Annotated in this window: 15 protein-coding genes and 1 tRNA gene; 2 read left to right on the plus strand and 14 right to left on the minus strand. The window is 65.2% G+C overall.

The window, feature by feature from the left end; genetic code table 11:
- Positions 1-462 precede the first annotated feature (462 nt).
- Together DOM41_RS00005 and DOM41_RS00010 are read right to left on the minus strand one after the other, a co-directional pair.
- Positions 463-999, minus strand: a complete 537-nt coding sequence (locus tag DOM41_RS00005; protein WP_110684800.1) for a gamma carbonic anhydrase family protein — start codon at positions 997-999, stop codon at positions 463-465.
- A 22-nt stretch (positions 1,000-1,021) separates the two neighbouring features.
- Positions 1,022-2,362 (minus strand): sodium-dependent transporter, encoded by a 1,341-nt coding sequence (locus DOM41_RS00010; protein ID WP_110684801.1) that lies wholly within the window; start codon positions 2,360-2,362, stop codon positions 1,022-1,024.
- A 196-nt stretch (positions 2,363-2,558) separates the two neighbouring features.
- On the opposite strand from DOM41_RS00010, the gene prlC reads away from it, so the two are divergent.
- Together prlC and DOM41_RS00020 are read left to right on the plus strand one after the other, a co-directional pair.
- A complete protein-coding gene (gene prlC / locus DOM41_RS00015) occupies positions 2,559-4,610 on the plus strand; it encodes an oligopeptidase A (protein ID WP_110684802.1) in 2,052 nt (683 codons plus the stop codon).
- 56 nt (positions 4,611-4,666) lie between these two features.
- The gene (locus tag DOM41_RS00020) at positions 4,667-4,924 is read left to right on the plus strand and encodes a YheV family putative zinc ribbon protein (protein WP_110684803.1); all 258 of its coding nucleotides are present in this window, start codon (positions 4,667-4,669) and stop codon (positions 4,922-4,924) included.
- 69 nt (positions 4,925-4,993) lie between these two features.
- Here DOM41_RS00020 and DOM41_RS00025 read toward each other — a convergent pair whose 3' ends face one another.
- The 12 genes from DOM41_RS00025 to fdnG all read right to left on the minus strand — a co-directional run bounded on the left by DOM41_RS00025 (position 4,994) and on the right by fdnG (position 18,469).
- Positions 4,994-5,665, minus strand: coding sequence for a haloacid dehalogenase type II (locus tag DOM41_RS00025; protein WP_110684804.1), 672 nt, complete (start codon positions 5,663-5,665; stop codon positions 4,994-4,996).
- Between the two features lie 115 nt (positions 5,666-5,780).
- The gene (locus tag DOM41_RS00030; protein WP_110684805.1) at positions 5,781-6,452 is read right to left on the minus strand and encodes a metal-dependent hydrolase; all 672 of its coding nucleotides are present in this window, start codon (positions 6,450-6,452) and stop codon (positions 5,781-5,783) included.
- Between the two features lie 262 nt (positions 6,453-6,714).
- Positions 6,715-7,242 carry a superoxide dismutase family protein gene (gene sodC / locus DOM41_RS00035; protein ID WP_110684806.1) on the minus strand — a complete coding sequence of 176 codons (528 nt, stop codon included), beginning with the start codon at positions 7,240-7,242 and terminating at the stop codon, positions 6,715-6,717.
- 87 nt (positions 7,243-7,329) lie between these two features.
- Positions 7,330-8,334 carry a cation diffusion facilitator family transporter gene (locus DOM41_RS00040; protein ID WP_110684807.1) on the minus strand — a complete coding sequence of 335 codons (1,005 nt, stop codon included), beginning with the start codon at positions 8,332-8,334 and terminating at the stop codon, positions 7,330-7,332.
- Positions 8,335-8,404: 70 nt separating this feature from the next.
- Complete coding sequence (locus DOM41_RS17845) at positions 8,405-8,536, minus strand: hypothetical protein (protein WP_280951192.1); 132 nt, start codon at positions 8,534-8,536, stop codon at positions 8,405-8,407.
- Between the two features lie 567 nt (positions 8,537-9,103).
- Positions 9,104-9,199, minus strand: a tRNA-Sec gene (locus tag DOM41_RS00045).
- Positions 9,200-9,248: 49 nt separating this feature from the next.
- Positions 9,249-11,189 (minus strand): selenocysteine-specific translation elongation factor, encoded by a 1,941-nt coding sequence (gene selB / locus DOM41_RS00050; protein ID WP_110684808.1) that lies wholly within the window; start codon positions 11,187-11,189, stop codon positions 9,249-9,251.
- On the minus strand, positions 11,186-12,631 hold the full coding sequence (gene selA, locus DOM41_RS00055; protein ID WP_110684809.1) for an L-seryl-tRNA(Sec) selenium transferase: 1,446 nt from the start codon (positions 12,629-12,631) through the stop codon (positions 11,186-11,188). Before selA ends, selB begins: the two co-directional genes overlap by 4 nt.
- A gap of 132 nt (positions 12,632-12,763) precedes the next feature.
- Entirely contained in the window at positions 12,764-13,747 is a 984-nt protein-coding gene (fdhE, locus tag DOM41_RS00060) for a formate dehydrogenase accessory protein FdhE (protein WP_157956800.1), read from the minus strand.
- Positions 13,734-14,378 carry a formate dehydrogenase subunit gamma gene (locus DOM41_RS00065; RefSeq protein WP_110684811.1) on the minus strand — a complete coding sequence of 215 codons (645 nt, stop codon included), beginning with the start codon at positions 14,376-14,378 and terminating at the stop codon, positions 13,734-13,736. The genes fdhE and DOM41_RS00065 overlap by 14 nt, the downstream gene beginning before the upstream one ends.
- Complete coding sequence (gene fdxH / locus DOM41_RS00070; protein WP_110684812.1) at positions 14,375-15,385, minus strand: formate dehydrogenase subunit beta; 1,011 nt, start codon at positions 15,383-15,385, stop codon at positions 14,375-14,377. The genes DOM41_RS00065 and fdxH overlap by 4 nt, the downstream gene beginning before the upstream one ends.
- A gap of 9 nt (positions 15,386-15,394) precedes the next feature.
- Positions 15,395-18,469, minus strand: coding sequence for a formate dehydrogenase-N subunit alpha (fdnG, locus tag DOM41_RS00075; RefSeq protein WP_483435962.1), 3,075 nt, complete (start codon positions 18,467-18,469; stop codon positions 15,395-15,397).
- Positions 18,470-18,580 lie beyond the last annotated feature (111 nt).

Raw genomic sequence — 18,580 nt, forward strand, 5'->3', positions numbered from 1 at the left:
GTACTTTACGGACCCAACGTCGGCTTGGCAAGCGTTGATTTCAACTTTCCGCTGCGCGTTTTCCACCACCCGGCTGACAGCCCCGCCATGGCGGCATCAACAGCCGTTGCGGTGCATTGGCTCCACGGCCTCCCGTCTCTCTATCGGTGCTATATAGAGGCACTGTCAGTGCTTTATAGAGGTACTGTCTTCTATCCAGGAGGGCGGAACTGAAATAGAGCGAGCAGAGAGCCGGCTGCCTGGCGCTGCCCGGACGCGCTATCGGAGAGGCCCCCCCCTCGGCGGCGGTGTGTTGAAACGCATCCCGGTGAAGCCGGGCACGTTCGTCATCGTGCGCTCAGACTCGCGACACCCTCAAGGTCACAGGGTGACGCGATGAGCGTCTCGCTCCCTATCTCTGACGCCGACAGCGAAAGGCTCGAGACGGAAGCACGAAATCCACACGGTTGGGGGGATGGGGCTTCAGGATTCGCCGTCGCGATGTTGATCCTTCACCTTCACATAATTCGCCGCCGAGTAGGCGAAGAACTCGCGCTCGGAGTCCTTGAGCTCGCGCAGGGGCTTGGCGGGATTACCGCCATAAACGTAGCCACTTGCCAGCGTCCGACCCGGCGGGACCAGCGCGCCGGCGGCGACGATCACTTCACGCTCCACGGTCACCCCGTCGAGCAGAATGGCGCCCATGCCGATCAGCACCCGATCGGCGATCGTGCAGCCATGCAGCATTGCCTTGTGCCCTACCGTCACCTCTTCACCGATAGTCAGAGGAAAACCACCGGGATTGAAGTCGCTGGCGTGGGTGACGTGAAGTACCGCGCCATCCTGGATACTGGTGCGGGCACCGATGCGGATGCGGTGAACGTCGCCGCGTATGACGGCCATCGGCCAGACTGAGCTATCGTCGCCGAGCGCAACATCGCCGAGCACCACACTGCTCTCGTCGACGAAGACTCTCTCGCCAAGGCTCGGCGCCACGCCCTGATAGGTTCGAATCGTCATGACTCTCTCTTTCGTTGGGGTGTCAGATCACACTCGACAGTAGCACGACCGCCGTCAGCGGAATCGAGATGTAGCGCACGACGACCTGCCACACCGCGAAGCCAGCGGGGGAGACGCCCAGCGCGGAAGCCGCCGCCTCCTTAGGCATTTGCCAGGCGGCGAAGACCGCGATCAATAGCCCGCCGATCGGCAGGAAAATATCCGGTGGTACTGTCGTCACCAGCGCAAAGAAGTTCATGTCGCCTAACCAGTGCACGTCCTTGAGTGACGAAAACGACAGCACAGAGAGCAGCCCCACCAGCCAGACCAGCGAGCCGATCAGCGCAGCCGCCCGCCCGCGGCGCCAGCCCCGTCCGACCAGCATTGCCACCATGGGCTCGGCGAGATTGATCGACGACGTCCAGGTGGCGACCAGCAACAGCATGAAGAACGCTCCCAGCCAGATCTGGCCACCCGGGAGCTCACTGAAGGCCACCGGCAGCGTGACGAACATCAGGCCTGGCCCTTCGGTGGGGTCGAGGCCGTGACTGAAGACCACCGAAAAGATCGCGATGCCGGACAGCAGCGCCACCGCAATGTCCAACAGCGCCACGGCAAGCACTGCCTTGGGCAGGCTTTGATCAGACGGCATGTAGGCGCCGTAGGCCATCAGGGCACATGCGCCCACCGCCAGCGTGAAGAAGGCGTGCCCCATCGCATTGAGCACCACGGAGAGGTTGATCGCCGAGAGATCCGGGGTGAACAGCCAGCGAATCGCCTCGCCGAAGCCATCGGTCGTGACCGCATAGCCCCCGAGCACCAGCAGGATCAGATAGAGCAGCGGCATCATCACGTTGTTGAGCTTCTCGAGACCGCTTTTGATCCCCACGGCAACCACCGACATCGTGAGTAGCATGAACAACGTGTGATTGAAGGTCATGCGCAGCGGATCGAGCAGGAAGGCATCGAAGCTTGCGCCGATCTGGGGCGCCGACTGGGCGACGAAATCCCCGTTCACCGAGCCGATCAGATACTCGATCGACCACCCCGACACCACCGAGTAGAAAGAGAGAATGAAGAACGTCGTGATGGCACCGAACAGCCCCAGCCAGCGCCAGTGCGGCGTCACCCCCGCCTCCTCGGAGAGAAAGGCCAGTGCCTGCATCGGGCTTCTTCGGCCCGCCCGGCCGATCATGATCTCCGCCATCATCATGGGGAGCCCCAGCAGCAACACGAAAACGATGTAGAGCAGCAGAAATGCCGAGCCGCCGTTCTCGCCGGTCATGTAGGGGAAGCGCCAGATGTTGCCCAATCCCACGGCGGCGCCGGTGACGGCCAGAATGAAAGCGCGGCGAGACTGCCAGCGCTCGAAGGTCTCGTTCATCGTTGGGACGTCTCTCATGAGAATGGTGAATAAAGTAACGAGTGGGTGCGACAACGGGGGATGACGTGATGCGTGCGCGAAACCGCCGGCAGAGCCTAGCAGGGCGGATTTCGCCGGCCAATCCCGCTGGTGTGCATTGAAAGCCGGCACCAGGCCCCCCATCTAGAAGGCACTTATCGACTCGCCAGAGGTGATCATGTCGCACAACCCGCTGCTCGAACATCATACGCTGCCGCCGTTCGAGGCGATCCGTCCCGAACACGTGGTGCCGGCGATCGAGACGATCATCGCCGAGAACCGCCACGCGATCGACGCGCTCACCGCGCAGGACGAGATCAGCTGGGCGACGCTCGCCGCGCCGCTAGAGGCCCTGGACGACCGCCTATCGCAGGCCTTCTCGCCGGTCTCCCATCTCAACTCGACGATGAACAGCGACGCACTGCGCCAAGCCTACCAGCAGTGCCTGGCCATGCTCTCCGAGTACAGCACCTGGGTCGGGCAGAACACCGCGCTGTTTGCGGCATTCGAGCGCCTCAAGGCGAGCGATGAATTCGCCACGCTCGATGAGGGCCAGCGCAAATCGATCGACGATACCCTGCGCAACTTCCGGCTGGCCGGCGTCGACCTGCCGGACGACAAGAAGCGCCGGTATGGTGACATTCAGGCGCGGCTGTCTGAACTGGGTAATACGTTTTCCAATCAGCTGCTCGACGCCACCCAGGCATGGGACAAGTCACTTGATGACGCCACTCGCCTGGAAGGTCTCCCCGAAAGCGCCCTCGAGACGCTCAAGGCCTACGCCGAGGCCAAGGATCAAACCGGCTATCGCATTACGCTGGACGTTCCCAGCTTTCTGCCGGTGATGACGTTCGCCGAGGATCGCGAGCTTCGCCGCGAGGTGTATACCGCCTTCGTCACCCGCGCTTCCGATCAGGGTCCCAACGCGGGTGACAATGACAACGCCCCGATCATCGAGGAGACCCTGGCACTGCGTCAGGAGCTCGCCAGGCTGCTAGGCTTCGAGACCTACGCGGACTACTCGCTGGAAACCAAGATGGCGGACTCGCCACAGCAGGTACTCGGTTTTCTCGATGACCTCGCCGAGCGCGCTCGCCCCCAGGCACGTGACGACGTCGCCGAGCTCAAGGCGTATGCCAGTGACAGTCTCGGCCTCGAGACCCTCGAACCCTGGGACGTGGGGTTCGTGAGCGAAAAACTGCGTCAGGCGCGCTATGCCATCTCTCAGGAGCAGCTACGCCCCTACTTCCCTGCGCCGCGCGCGGTGGATGGACTCTTCAGCGTGGTCGGCCGGCTGTTCGGCGTCACCATGGCCGAAAACCCCGAAGCGCCCCGCTATCACCCAGACGTGCGCTACTTCGATGTGCTCGATAACGGTCAGCCCATCGCCGGTTTCTATCTCGATCTCTACGCCCGGGAAGGCAAGCGCGGCGGTGCCTGGATGGACGTCTGCCGGACCCGCAGACTGCGAGCCGATGGCGAGCTGCAGCTGCCGGTGGCCTATCTCACCTGCAACTTCACGCCCCCGGTGGCGGGCAAGCCGGCCCTGCTCACCCACGAGGAAGTGCTGACGCTGTTCCACGAGTTCGGGCACGGACTGCATCACATGCTCACCCGTCAGACCGTGGCCGACGTGTCCGGCATCAGCGGCGTGGCATGGGATGCCGTGGAGCTGCCGAGCCAGTTCCTGGAGAATTTCTGCTGGGAGCGTGAAGGACTGGATCTGATCGCCGGCCACGTCGACACCGGCGAGAAGATCCCCGATGAGCTGCTGGAGAAACTTCAGGCCGCGCGCAACTTCCAGTCCGCCATGCAGATGATGCGTCAGGTCGAGTTCTCGCTGTTCGACCTGAGACTGCACCACGAGCTGAACGCGCCCAGCGCCAGCGACGTCCAGGCGCTGCTCGATGAGGTGCGCGCGCAGGTCTCGGTGGTGCCAAGCGTCGCGTTCAACCGCTTCCAGAACGGGTTCGGACATATTTTCGCCGGCGGCTACGCGGCGGGCTACTACAGCTACAAGTGGGCTGAAGTCCTCTCGGCGGACGCCTACAGTGCCTTCGAGGAGGCCGGCATCTTCGATGCCGAGACGGGCCAGCGTTTCCGCCAGGAGATCCTTGAACGCGGCGGCTCACGCGAAGCCGCCGCGCTATTCGAGGCGTTCCGCGGCCGGGAACCGAGCATCGAACCGCTACTGCGACACTCGGGCATCGTCTCGCAGGACGCCGCCTAGTATCGCGACAACGCCCGGCAAACGGCGTCAGGCCGGTTGCCGGCATCGAGGAGACCATGACTCAGACCCCCAAACGCTTCATCGCCGGTGCGATCTGCCCCCGCTGCGCCGCCATGGATCGCGTGCGCTCCTGGGAGCAGAACGGCATCCGCTACCGCGACTGCGTCAGTTGCGACTTTTTCGAGCAGCTGCCGGTCGAGGACGAAACGGGCCAGGAGCTACCGACCCGCGTCAATCGCGAGCGAGAGGCTGCCCGCCCGGCCAGTGAGGAGATCTCGCCGGTGCGGATTCTCGATCCCAAGACACGCCACTGATCGGCAGGCGACGTCAGCGAAACGCGACACGCAACGGCGGCGACGCTCACTCGGGAGTCGCCGCCGTTGTCATTCCCTGCTCTCGGTCACGACTCGGCGCATCAGACGCTCAAGGTCGTCGTCGCGCCAGTCGGGAACCCCCTCCACGTCTGAATCCATCGCCTTGCCGGGGCGCGCGATAAAAGCCGTCTTCATCCCAGCGGCGTTCGCCCCCAGCAGATCCCAACCGTGAGCCGCGATCATCACCATCGCTTCGGTCGTCACTCCCCAGTGATCCGCCGCGTGGCGATAGGGCGCCGGGTCCGGCTTGTAGCGCGAGACGCTCTCGACGCTCAGCACGGCATCGAAATGCGCGATCAGCCCCGCCTGGGTGAGCTGGTCCCGGGCGGCGTCGAGCGCACTGTTGGTCAGCGCGGTCAGGGTATGGCCCTCGCGTCCGAGTCTCTCGAGGGTCTCGGCGGCGCCCGCGTGGGCCGGCATCGTCAGCACTCGCTCGACCAGTTCCTCCTCGTCCGCCGCGGTCACCTCGATCCCCCGGGCCGCGCCAAGCTGGCGGAGCGCACGTCGGGCCAGCGTCGCAAAGGGTTCGAAGCGGTCGGTCAGCGTCGTGGTCATCCACGCCTCCTGGAGCGTGAGAAACCACATCGGCCGCAGTGCAGCGTCGCCGAACCGTCGTGAGAAAAGCGGATCGAGTGCCGCCGTGTCGAGCAGCGTTTCGTTGACGTCGAATACCAGATACATCGTCTCGACTCCCTGTCGATGAGCAAGGTCTCTCAGTGTAAGAACGGATGCGGATGCACGCTCGATGACTGACCGTCATGTCCGGCGGAGGGCGCCGGGCATGGCGCGTTGGCGGTCAACGCCACAGGGTCAGCGACTGCGCCAGAACATCACGCAGCACGCTGAACGAAGGCAGCCAGGCGAAGAGATGGACCGAGGTGAGGATCAGCATCAGCGTGCTGCCGGGCGCGTGCCAGTCAAAAGGCTTGAGCGCGGTGCCGAAGGAGCGCTTGAGGCGCGCGCCGGTGAGATCGACACTGTAGAGCTCATCGAGGGTGAGATGGATGAGAAAGCCGAGCGTCAGCGCCAAGCCGTGAAGCCAGGCAAGGGGCGCGGGCTGATGCAGCAGAGTGAAACTCGCCGCCGTGGCGCCAAGCCCGCTCAGCGTCGCCGCCAGCAGCGAGTGCCAGAGACCGCGATGGACGGTGAAGCGCGCGAAGACGGCACTCGCCACATAGCGAACGCCGAGATAGGCCCCGCCGCAGGCGGCGAAGAGCATCGCCGGTGTCACCCGATGCTGTAGCACCAGAACCGTCATCACCACGGCAATCAGGGCGAGTATCTGAAAGATCAGTCGCACCGCCCGGGAGTTGTCGGCATCGATATCCGGCAGAATGCCGCCGAAAGCGATCAGCCCAGCGATGGCGCAGGCCTGCCAGAGCCCATACAGCGACGCTTGCCAACCCGCCTGAGAGACGAGCAGACCGCCGACGCTGGCGACTCCGAAGTGCGTGCGAAAATTGGCCATCGGCGCCAACGCCCCATAACTGGATAAATCAACAGATTATGCGGCCTGCGACTTAGCGAAAACAATAGCTTAGGCAGAACATTCCTGTCGGCGGCGTGCCGTCACCGAACGCGGTGGGTTAACGGCCCCCCCACACTGTCGGACCTGGGAATGCCAGCCTCGTCGACAGGGGCTGGCAACGCCCCTGAAACGCAACGGCCCCGCCAGAAGCGGGGCCGGGAGCGGTGCCGATATCGGCGACCGGCGTCGAGGTGCTGCGAGCTTATCCGAGGGTGCCGCAGGCGACACGACTGCCGCCGCCACCCAGCTTGGGCTCATCCGAGTAGTTGTCGCCGCCTTGATGCACGATGAAGGCGTGCCCAGCGAGATCGTCCTCGGTCAGCCGCGGTGCCAGCACCGGCGTGGTGGCGTTACCGTCGGCGTCGACCATCAGCGCCGGCAGATCGCCGAGGTGGCCGTCATCGCTGTAGGGCCCCTGGTGAGTCTCATTGCCCTGGGGATCGAAGTGGCCCCCGGCGGCCCCGGCCGGTGTAATCTCACCGTCGCTCTCGCTGGGTTCACAGCTGGCGTGGGTGTGCATGTGGAATCCGTGGATGCCGGGCGCGAGACCGGCAAGATCCGGTGTCAGCAACAGACCGTGCTCGGTCTCCTCGGCCGTGACCGTCCCTAGGCTGTCGCCCACGCCATCTTGAGAGACGCTATGCAGTTCGACGGTCGTTTCCGCCTGCGCCAACCCCGATACCGCAAGAAGCAGGCCCGCGCTCAATCCCATCAGTCCATTGCGTTGCATGTGCCATCTCCTTGCATGAGTGTCACGTTTCAACGTAGTCAAACGATGGCTTCCCTGCGATGAGACATTGGCACGGTACGCGCCGCACTAACGCGTCGACGCCTCCGCCTGGCAATCCCCTCCGGTCAGGCAGTGGCGTGTCTCGACCTGGAGCGTCGCGTGATCGATGCCGAATCGTTCGTGAAGCACGGCATAGGCAGCCGTTGTGACGGTATCGTGCTGCCCGGCCTCGCCAATGACCAGATGGGCGCTCAATAGCGGCGCCTGCGGTGTCAGGCCCCAGACGTGCATGTCATGCACGCTCTCGACCCCATCGACGTCGAGCAGTGCGCGACGGATCTCGGCACTATCGACCCCTTCTGGCGTCCCCTCCAGCAGGGTATGCGCCGAGCGACGGACGATCGTCCAGGCGGCACGCAGGATGAGCACCGCCGCCAGCATCGACAGCAGCGGGTCAATTGGCATCCAGCCCGTCAGCAGAATGACGACGGAGGCAGTGATGGCGGCCACCGATCCCAGCAGATCCCCAAGCACGTGAAGCAGCGCCCCGCGCAGGTTGAGGTTCTCCTGATCGCCGCCGTGAAGGATCTTGAACACCACCAGATTCACCACGAGCCCCAGCACGGCGACCGCCATCATCGGTCCCGCCATGACCTCGACCGGCTCGGTGAAACGCCGAATGGCAGCGACCACGATCCAGCCGGCGATCGCGAACAGCATCAGTCCATTGACGAAAGCCGCCAGCACCTGAAAGCGCTGGTAGCCGAACGTTCGACGCCCATCCGGCGACTTGTCGCCCATGGTAAAAGCCAGTAGCGCCAGGCCCAGTGAAAAGCTGTCGCTGAACATGTGTCCCGCGTCGGCGAGCAGCGCCAGCGATCCCGACACCAGACCGCCGATCACCTCCGCGCCCATGAAGCCTGCCGTCAGCAGCATCGCCCACTTGACCCGCTGCACACTATCCGCCGTTACCGTCGGAACGTGGTCGTGGTCGTGGTCGTGGTCGTGGTCGTGGCCGTGGTCGTGGCCGTGGTCGTGGCCGTGGCCGTGGCCATGCGCAGCGTGCGGATCAGAAGCGTGGGGTGAGGACATGATGAGCGTCCAGAAGAAGTGTTATGGCATGGTAGACCACACCCACGACGCTATTGTATTACGTGCGCCGTCATTGACGACGCTGGCGCCAGAGATCCCAGGCGATACCGCTGGCGATACCCGCGCCGATGCCCAGCGCCCACTCGGCCGTTGCTGCCCAGACGCCAAGTCCCACGACGATGCCGATCAACGATCCTTGCACGATCTCTCCCCCCCCCTCTTGCGTGCCCCATGACGACCCCGCCGGACCGCGAGCATGGTACAAAGCCGAAGCGTTGCACTCCTCAGACCTCGTCGGCGCCCGCATGCACTGGACACGCCCAGACGCAGCCGAATCTCAGCGGCAGGACATTAGCCGTCGTGCAGCGGCAGTGACGCGCGGGTGAAGCTGTTGGATAGGTTGCGAGAAGCGAGAAGCGAGAAGCGAGAAGCGACAGGAAGGGTCATTCGAAGGGCCGGCAAGCGCGCGAATCTGGCATGCCGGCAAGTGCCCACTCCCACAATCCCTTGCGGTCGTTGCCTCCTGGCTAAGTGAGCCAGCTCAGAATGGACCGGTGTCTTGACCTGTCCAAGGTTTTTATCGTTATCAAACTATCACTTCTACTTATGGGATGACTTTTTACCGATAGTTCAATGGTTTATAGGTGAATCCGCGTTCAACTACGCCCCAGTTATTTTTGCCTGGCTCCGTTACCCGTGCCTCGCTGGCGCGTCCGGCGCCTCGTGTCCGCCCAGTGGCTGGGGGCGCGGAGACAGATGGCGGAAGAGATGGCGGAAGAGAGTGGGAGTCGAACCCACCAGGGACCGCTGGCAGCCCCTCCAGGAGTTGAAGTCCTGGCGCCCCACCGGGGGACGATTCTCTTCCACTGGCGACACCCGTCGCGCTGACATCTTGCACGAGATGACCCGCGTCTTCAGTCGAACAGCATATCGCCTTGAATCACTCGGTGACCATCGCCGATGCGCCGCGTGAAGCCGATTCGATCGAAAAACTCGAGAATCGCCACCGCCAGTTTGCGCCCGCACCCCACCCGATCGCGAAACGCGGCCGCCGTCGCTCCCTCGGCAAAGGCGGCGTCCAGCTCGCGTATCTTGTCGGCAAACGTCACCACCGTCTCGGTGAGAAAGAAGTGGTCGCGGCGCAACTGATAAACCTCGCCAAGCAGCGCGACGTCACGCAACAGCCGCCGCGTCTCGCCCTCCTCCCAGCCAAGGGTCGTTGCGAGATCGCGTACCCGAGGCGGCTCATGCGGCGACGCCTCGAGCAGCGGCCGCACCCGCCGCCAGCGCCCTGCCTCTTCCTCGCCGAGCGCCGCGCGGTGGTCGGGAAGCGCGATGAAGGGACCGTGCTGAATCATCGCGCCGGCCGCCTTCCAGCGCTCGAGCAGTGGACGAAAGAGCGCGGGCGGGAGTGCCGGCACGCTCATGCGCCGTAGCCGATCGATCTCCACGCCGCGCATGGCGGGTTCCTGCTGATGAATCTCGGCGAGCCGGGCCGTGACCAGGGTTTCGAGCTCGGAGAGTCGCGCCGATGTGAACGCCTGCACCGCCGTGCCGCCAGCGATTACCTGCCACCCTGCGTCGAGCGCCGCCTCTCGCACCGCCTCAAGCTCCAGATCGACGTTGGCCGCCAGCGCGTCGAGAGCCACCCCCTCGGGAGGGTCGATCGTCGGCCACATCCGAGCGAGACGTATCGACGCCGCGCCTTCGGCGGGCAACTGCTCGAGCGCCGCGAGCCAGGCCAGCCGGGGCGGCTTGCGTGCCCCCCGGCGCGGCGGCGAGACGTCGAGCACACGCGCCCCGCCCAGGGTCAGGCGGGCGCCAGGGTCGCGCAGCACGACGGGGTCACCGTGGGCGGCCTGTAGCGGATCATCGAGCACGAGCTGAGCCAGCGCCGACGCACCCGGCCTGAGACTGTCCCCCTCGAGCAGCGAGACACGCCCGGTGACGTGGGCGCTGGCATGATGCAGGTAAACTCGAGTCCAGTGCTTGAGCGGCGACGCTTCGGGCAGCAGCCGCAGGCTGACATCCAGGCGCTGGCGATCAGCGATGCGAGACGCCGCGCCGACCACCCACTCGCCGCGCTCGAGACGCCCGCGCTCGATATCGCTGCCGCTTAGATTGATCGCGCAGCGCTCGCCGCGCCGTGCCGCCGTCACGTCCCGGTTCTGACAGCGAAGACCGCGCACGCGTGCCGCCAGCCCCGAAGGCAACAGGCGCACCCGCTCGCCAAGGCTGATGTGGCCTGCGCGGACCGTGCCGGTGACCACGATCCCGGCGCCGCGCTTGACGAAAACCCGGTCGACGGCAAGACGAAAGCCGCCTTCGGCATCGGCCGGCGCCATCGCCGCGGCGGCCGCCCAGAGCGTGTCACCGAGCGCGCTGACGCCCTCGCCACTGACGCTCGATATGGCAAGGACCGGCGCGCCGGCGAACGGCGTCGCGCTCAGCCAATCGTCGATCTCGCCGCGCACCTCGGCGACCCGTGCCGGCTCGACGCGGTCGATCTTGGTCAGTGCGACCCAGGCCCGCGTCACGCCAAGCAGCTGGAGAATGCGCGTGTGCTCGATCGTCTGCGGCATGATGCCGTCGTCGGCGGCGACGACCAGCAGCATCGCCTGGATGCCAGCCGCGCCGGAGAGCATGTTGGCAATGAAGCGCTCGTGTCCCGGCACGTCGATGAAGCCGAGCGTCACCCCGGCGAGTGCCGGAGGCGGCTCGGGATAGGCATACCCCACTTCGATCGTCAGTCCGCGCGCCTGCTCTTCCTTGAGACGGTCAGTAGAAACGCCGGTGAGTGCATGAATTAGTGCGGTCTTGCCATGATCGACGTGCCCCGCAGTGCCCACGATCATGCCGACGTCCAGCAGCGCGGCAGCGACTCGAGCTGACGGGCGAAGACCGCCTCGTCCGCCTCACTTGCCAGACAGCGCAGATCGAGCCACAGCGCGCCCTCGTGAAGCCGGCCGATGACTGGCCGGTCGAGGGCGCGCAGCGCCCGTTCCAGACGCACCAGGGCCCCGCTATTCGCGGCCCGCAAGACCAGCGCATGACTCTCGAGTCGATCCACCGGCAGCGAACCGCTGCCGAGCTGACTACGACAAGCCCCCACGCTCACCGCGGCAATCCCATCAAGCGCCACCGCGACTGCCGGTCTGAGTCGCTCGGCCTGAGCGGCAATCTCTGCCGCTGGCCGGGTCAACAGGCGCAGTGCCGGAACGTCGCGCTCGGGGGCGTCGCTGTCGCGATAGAGCCTCAGGGTCGCTTCCAGCGCGGCAAGGGTCAGTTTGTCGCAGCGCAGCGCGCGCTTGAGTGGATGCTGCTTGAGCTGAGCGATGGCCTCACGCCTGCCCACTAAGACCCCTGCCTGCGGTCCGCCGAGCAGCTTATCGCCGCTGAAGGTCACCAGGTCCGCTCCGGCAGCGATCGCCTCCGCCGGCTGCGACTCGTGCGGCAGCGCCAGGGCGCGAAAATCGGTCAGCGCCCCGCTACCCAGATCGATCATGAAAGGAATGCCGTGCGCGTGGGCGATCTCGGCAAGTTCGCTCTCGGCAACGCCACTGGTGAAGCCGGTCACCGCGTAGTTGGAGGTGTGGGCCTTGACGATGATGCCGCTCGCCGCGTTCAGCGCCTGGCGAAAATCGCGTGCATGGGTACGGTTGGTGGCGCCGACTTCCACCAGACGGCAACCGGCGGCCGTCATCACATCCGGCATGCGGAAGGCGCCGCCGATCTCGATCATCTCGCCACGGGAGATGATGGCCTCTCGCCCGGCCCCCAACGCGGTCAGCCCAAGCAGCACGGCGGCGGCGTTGTTGTTGACCACGGTGGCCGCCTCGGCGCCGGTCATCTCGACGAGAAGATCTTCCACCAGCCGGTCGCGATCGCCGCGGCGACCGGCCTCGAGGTCGTACTCCAGCGCGATCGGATGGCGTGCCGCCTGCACCACGGCGTCGATTGCGGACTCCGCCAGCGGGGCGCGCCCGAGATTGGTATGGATCACTGTGCCGGTGAGATTGAACACCGCCCGCGCGGCAGGCCGAACCCAGCGATCGACACTGTCCTGGATGCCCCGGATCAGCGCGACCTCATCGAGAGTCTCGGGCGCCGCCGGGGAGGCCAGCCGGCGACGCCACTCGGCTAGCGTCTCGCGAATGGCGCGGGTCAGCACGCGTTCGCCGTGGGCCGAGCGCGTCTGCTGGAGATCGCCATGCGCCAGCAGGGTAGTCACCCCCGGCAGATCGCGACGCAGGTCGGTGCGGGTGGCATCCATCTTGGCAGCATCAGTCTCGGACATGATTGACTCGACAGATCGAGGGAGGGCCGGCGGCGACGCCGAGCGCGACTCGCATCCAGCGTCGCGTGGCCATCGACACAAGAGACCCGAGGTGGTTGGACCTCGGGTCGACGGTGGGCGCGGTCCAGCGCATCAGCCCGGCGCGGGCTCGCCAAGCACGAGCAGCGGGTTAAAGGCGCGCCGCGCCAGGTCGCGGTCGGCGATCATCATGTCCAGCGCCAGACTCGCCAGATCGTCGGCAACCGGGTCGGCGCCGGCCTCCCACTCCCGCTGCACGACCTTGAGATAGCTGTGACAGCGGTCGCAGGTCTCCGCGTTCACCGGCAGTACGCGCTCACCGGAGTCATCCTCCAGGCCGCAGTAGCCCAGCGTCTTGCTGTCACCGCATTCCACGCAGCGGGCGCGCTCGGCGTACCACTCGGTCGCGCAGAGCCCACAGTGAAGATAGCGCACCTTGGAGCGTGCCATGCCGATCTGGATGACGCTTGCCACCGCCGGCGAACCGCAGCAGGGGCAGAACCGGCGCATTGTCTCGCCGGGGCGCCCCGGCGGGCGAGGCAGCATCCGCGCCTGCCGGGTCCAGGCCACCTGCAGCGCCGCCCCTACCAGCGGCGCCATCGCCATCGATTCGGCGTCGAGCGCACGCCCTTCGAAGATCGCGGTGACGAGTTCGCGACGCGCTGCCAGTGGCCGCGACTTCAAGCCCTCGAACCAGCTCCGCTGGGGCTCACCAATGCGCGCGTCGAGTTCGCCGATCAGCGCGTCCAGATCCTCGTTCCACGACAGGTCGCGCCAAAGCCCGTCGACCGCGAGCGGTGGCACGCCGTGCTGGATCGCCACCTCGGCGCTATCGATCATCGAAGGGCGCGACTGCATCGCGACCCGATGCTGGGCCTCGACCACTCCGGCCATGAAGCGCAGGTAATCCGCCATCGCCGGCAGTCGCTCGGCGAGTTGATGGAGCCGCTGCGCGCGCTCGACGAACCGCTTGCGCTCCGCCAGCACCACCATCGGCGGGGCACCGGGTGACGGTGGCGCTTCGCCGAAGGCATGCTCGCCGGTGGCGTCGACGGTCGCGTGCGGGATATCGCGAGAGCTATCGTCAGTGTCGTTCACGGCGCTCGTTTTCCTCCTTCTCGCGGGCCCAGAGGCCATGGTGGTGACGGGCCCAGGCGCGGGTGACCCAGCCCCTTGTCATCGCGCGCACGGAGCCCTTGACCCACAGCGCGGCGTAGATGTGCACGACGATGGTGACGATGGCGACAAACGCCGACAGCGCGTGAAGCAGACTGGCAAAGCGGATCAGCGGAATCGGAAAGTATCCCGCGAACCAGGGCCGCCACATGATCACACCGCTGATCAGCAGTACGGCGATGGAGACCACCAGCGCCCAGTAGACCAGCTTCTGGCCGGGGTTGTACTTGCCGATCTCGGGCAGCTTGTCGTCCCGGTTGTTGAGCACGTCACCAATCTGGCGCATCCACTGCACGTCATTCCCGCCGAGCAGGTTGTTACGCACGTGGCGTACGGCCATGGCGTAGAACAGCAGCACCAGCACCACCCCGATGAAGGGGTGGAGAATGCGCGCCCAGACGGGACCGCCGAGGGTATGCGTCAAGAAGAAGAACGCCGGATGGAAAAACGCCAGCCCAGAGAGGGCGAGCAGCAGAAACGCCATCGCCATGGTCCAGTGGTTGGCCCGATCCAGCGGCGAATAGCGCTGCAGGCGGTTGTGCGAGGTTTTCATCGGTCACCCCCGGGCGGGTGGCGCTGCGCATCGCTGGACGATCGCGAGGAACGCGTCGCATCGTAGCCGAGTGAGTGCGGGTCGGCGCCGGAGGAGGCGTCATGCCCGGCGTCCCCACCGCGATTCGCCGGCGGAGTCGCGTCGTCCGGCGCCTCCTCCGGCTCCTCTTTCGGTCCCTTGGTGACGTAGTGGATCACCCCGGCGAAGGCGGTGATGCCGATGATCGCGGACATGATCGGCTTGGTGATCCCTTTCCACGCCCCGACGAGCGGCGAGATGCGAGGATCCTTCGGGAGTCCCGCATAGCGGTTGGGGTCGTCGGCGTGGTGCAGCACGTACATCACGTGGGTGCCGCCGACCCCTGCCGGATCGTAGATTCCCGCATCGCGGAACCCCCGCGCCTTGAGATCGCCGACACGCTTCTCCGCCCGCGCCAGCATGTCCTTCTTGCTACCGAATTCGATGCAGTTGGTCGGGCAGGTCTTGACGCAGGCAGGTTCCATCCCCGCGTTGACCCGATCCGAGCAGAGCGTGCACTTGTAGGACTTGTTGTCCTTCGGCGAGATCCGCGGGATGTCGAAGGGGCAGCCGGTGATGCAGTAGCCGCAGCCGATGCAGTGGTTGGAGTCGAAGTCGACGATGCCGTTAGCGTACTGCACGATCGCCCCCGGTGCCGGACAGGCCGTGAGGCAGCCAGGCTCCGCGCAGTGCATGCAGCCATCCTTGCGAATCAACCACTCCAGATCGCCGTCGCTCGACTCGTACTCGGTGAAACGCATCACGGTCCACGACTCCGCAGTGAGATCCCGCGGATTGTCGTACGTGCCGTGGCAGTCGCCGACGTCGTCGCGAAGATCGTTCCACTCCATGCACGCGACCTGGCACGCCTTGCAGCCGATGCACTTGGAGACATCGATCAGCTTGGCCACCTCTTCGACATCGTTGCGCACCTGCGGCGGCGGGGTCGTGGTGGCGGAGCGGGCGATGATGTTCTGGGAATTATTCATAGGCCCTCCTCACGCCTTCTCGACGCGAACGGTGAACGACTTGTACTCCGGCGTCTGGGTATTGGCGTCACCGACGAAGGGGGTCAGCGCATTGACCAGATACCCCTTCTTGGCGACCCCGGTGAACCCCCAGTGCAGCGGAATGCCAACGTGATGGACCTGCTTGTCGCCGATCATCATCGGCCGCATTCGCTTGGTGACGACCGCCACCGCCTTGATGAAGCCGCGGTTGGAAATCACCTTGACCCAGTCACCCGCCACCACACCGATGTCGGCGGCGAGCCCTTCACCGATCTCGACGAACTGCTGCGGTTGCACGATGGCATTGAGCTCGGCGTGCTTGGTCCAGTAGTGGAAGTGCTCGGTCAGGCGATAGGTCGTCGCCGCATGCGGGAAATCCTCCGGTCTGCCAAGCGCAGCCCGGTCGCCGTCGAAGATCCGCGCCGCGGGATTGTTGCGCGCGCGCTCCTTGCCCGGATGGAGCAGGTTCTGCGGCACCGGCGATTCGAACGGTTCGTAGTGCTCGGGGAAAGGCCCGTCGACCATGCTCTGGGCGGCGAAGAGGTGCCCCACCCCCTCGGGCTGCATGATGAACGGCATTTGCCCACGGGACGGCGGCGACTGAACCGGGAAGTCCGGCACGTCGGCGCCGATCCAGCGGCTCTGTTCGCTGCTCCACCAGATGAACGCCTTGTTCGGCCCCCAGGGGCGACCCTGCACGTCGGCGCTGGCCCGGTTGTAGAGCACGCGCCGATTCATCGGCCATGCCCAGGCCCAGCCCAATGTGTTGCCGGTCCCGTAGGGGTCCGAGTTGTCGCGCCGCGCCATCAGGTTGCCGTCTTCGGTCCAGCAGCCGGTAAAGATCCAGCAGCCGGCCGCCGTCTTGCCATCGGCGGTCAGCTCGGCGAAGCCGGGAAGCTGCTCGTTGGCGCGCCGGGTGACATTGCCCTCCTCGTCGGTCAGGTCCTCGAGCGCCCGACCGTTGAACTCGCGGGCAAGCTCCTCCGCCTTCGGCTCACTGGGAATCCTGTAATCCCAGGTCAGGTTGACGATGGGGTCCGGGAAGACACCGCCCTCATCGAGATAGAGCTGCCTCACCTTCATGAACAGCTCGCCCATGATCCGGGTATCCGGTCGCGCCTCGCCCGGGGGCGGCTGCGCGGCCCAGTGCCACTGCAGCCAGCGAGCGCTGTTGACGATGGAGCCATCGTCCTCGGCGAAGCAGCAGGTCGGCAGCCGGAAGACTTCGGTATCGATCTGGCTCGGATCGACATCGTTGTATTCGCCGTAGTTCTTCCAGAACTCGCTGGTCTCGGTATTGAGGGGGTCCATCACCACCAGGTACTTCAGCGATGACAGCGCGCGGGTCACCTTGGCGCGATCCGGAAACGACGCCAGGGGATTGAAGCCCTGACAGAAGTAGCCGTTGAGTTCGCCCTTGGACATCCGCTCGAATGTATCGAGCACGTCATAGAGCGGGCGCTCGAGCTTCGGCAACCACTCGTAGCACCAGTCGTTGCCCTCGGTCGCGGCATCGCCGTACCAGGACTTCATCAGACTGACGTGGAACTTCTCGTAGTGCTGCCAGTAGGAGATCTGCCCTTCGACGGTGGGCTGCTTGGCCCGCTTGTCGATGTAGGCGGCGTAATCCTGCTCCTTGGCATTGGCAAGCGACATGTAGCCCGGCAACAGCTGCGAGAGCAGACCAAGGTCGGTCAGCCCCTGAATGTTGGAGTGTCCGCGCAGTGCGTTGACGCCCCCGCCCGGCAGTCCCATGTTGCCCAGCAGCAGCTGGACCATCGCCGCGGCGCGAATGATCTGCGAGCCAATGGAGTGCTGCGTCCAGCCGAGCGCATAGAGGATCGTCATGGTGCGATCCGGCACGGCGGTGGCGGCGATCTTTCTCCAGATGCGATCGATAGTGTCCACCGGAATACCGGTGATGCTGGAGACCATGTCGGGCGTGTAGCGGGCGTAGTGCTCGCGGACCAGCTGATACACGCAGCGTGGATTCTGGAGCGACTCGTCGCGACGCGCGAAACCGTCGTCGCCCATTTCGTACATCCAGGACTGCTTGTCGTAGCTGCGCGCCGACTCGTCGTAGCCGGAGAAGATACCGTCCTCGAAGCCGAAATCCGCACGCACGACCAGGGCCGCGTCGGTGTAGTTCAGGACGTACTCGTGCTGGATCTGGTCGGTCTCGATCAGAAAGCTGATCAGCCCGCCGAGAAAGGCGATATCGGTGCCGGTGCGGATGAACGCCTTGTCCTGCGCCACGGCGCCGGTGCGCGTGAAGCGCGGGTCGATGGTGATCAACTCGGCATTATTGTGCTCGATCGCCTCCGTCACCCAGCGGAAACCCACGGGATGCGCTTCGGCGGAGTTGCCACCCATCGAAAGAATCAGATTGGCATTGCGGATGTCGACCCAGTGATTGGTCATCGCACCGCGACCGAATGTTGGGGCAAGACCTGCCACCGTCGGTCCGTGTCAGACGCGCGCCTGGTTATCGAACGCTACCATGCCGAGATTGCGCACCACCTTGTGAGTGATGTAGCCGGCTTCGTTGGAGGAGCCGGAGGCCGCGAGAAAGCCGGTCGTGGTCCAGTGGTTGACCGTCTCACCCTGCGAGTTGCGCTGGACGAAGTTGGCGTCGCGGTCGTCCTTGATGTGGCGGGCGATGCGATTCAGTGCTTCATCCCAGGTGACACGCTGCCATTGATCGCTGCCGGCGGCGCGAATCTGGGGATACTCGAGGCGCCCCTTGCTGTGGACGAAGTCGAGCAGACCGGCGCCCTTGGGGCAGAGCGAGCCGCGAGAGACCGGATGATCCGGATCGCCCTCGATGTGGAAGACGTTCTGCTCGACGTTTCTCGCGCCATCCCCGTTGCTGTAGATCAGGATGCCGCAGCCGACCGAACAGTAGGTGCAGGTATTGCGGGTCTCTTTGGCGTGGGTCAGCTTGAACTGACGAATCGACGCCTCGGCGGGTTCGGGCGCAAAGCCCATCATCGCCAGGCTCGATGACGCGAGTCCCGCTCCGCCCAGTTTGAAAAACTGGCGCCGCGTGACATTGATAGCCATGGTCGCTCCTCGTTGGTCTTCTTCTCATGGACACCTCATTCGAGCCGGGCGCCCTAGTTTCGTTATAGCAAACCGTCACGCCCGCTGCCTTACCTGGGGACGCCTAATTCC

This window comes from Salinicola aestuarinus (assembly GCF_003206645.1).
GTDB classification, from domain to species: domain Bacteria; phylum Pseudomonadota; class Gammaproteobacteria; order Pseudomonadales; family Halomonadaceae; genus Salinicola; species Salinicola aestuarinus.

What these genes read in the sequence shown, in the direction of transcription:
- DOM41_RS00005 (WP_110684800.1), bottom strand. Translation starts at nt 999, where the DNA reads ATGACGATTCGAACCTATCAGGGCGTGGCGCCGAGCCTTGGCGAGAGA.
- DOM41_RS00010 (WP_110684801.1), bottom strand. Translation starts at nt 2,362, where the DNA reads ATGAACGAGACCTTCGAGCGCTGGCAGTCTCGCCGCGCTTTCATTCTG.
- prlC (WP_110684802.1), top strand. Translation starts at nt 2,559, where the DNA reads ATGTCGCACAACCCGCTGCTCGAACATCATACGCTGCCGCCGTTCGAG.
- DOM41_RS00020 (WP_110684803.1), top strand. Translation starts at nt 4,667, where the DNA reads ATGACTCAGACCCCCAAACGCTTCATCGCCGGTGCGATCTGCCCCCGC.
- DOM41_RS00025 (WP_110684804.1), bottom strand. Translation starts at nt 5,665, where the DNA reads ATGTATCTGGTATTCGACGTCAACGAAACGCTGCTCGACACGGCGGCA.
- DOM41_RS00030 (WP_110684805.1), bottom strand. Translation starts at nt 6,452, where the DNA reads ATGGCCAATTTTCGCACGCACTTCGGAGTCGCCAGCGTCGGCGGTCTG.
- sodC (WP_110684806.1), bottom strand. Translation starts at nt 7,242, where the DNA reads ATGCAACGCAATGGACTGATGGGATTGAGCGCGGGCCTGCTTCTTGCG.
- DOM41_RS00040 (WP_110684807.1), bottom strand. Translation starts at nt 8,334, where the DNA reads ATGTCCTCACCCCACGCTTCTGATCCGCACGCTGCGCATGGCCACGGC.
- selB (WP_110684808.1), bottom strand. Translation starts at nt 11,189, where the DNA reads ATGATCGTGGGCACTGCGGGGCACGTCGATCATGGCAAGACCGCACTA.
- selA (WP_110684809.1), bottom strand. Translation starts at nt 12,631, where the DNA reads ATGTCCGAGACTGATGCTGCCAAGATGGATGCCACCCGCACCGACCTG.
- DOM41_RS00065 (WP_110684811.1), bottom strand. Translation starts at nt 14,378, where the DNA reads ATGAAAACCTCGCACAACCGCCTGCAGCGCTATTCGCCGCTGGATCGG.
- fdxH (WP_110684812.1), bottom strand. Translation starts at nt 15,385, where the DNA reads ATGAATAATTCCCAGAACATCATCGCCCGCTCCGCCACCACGACCCCG.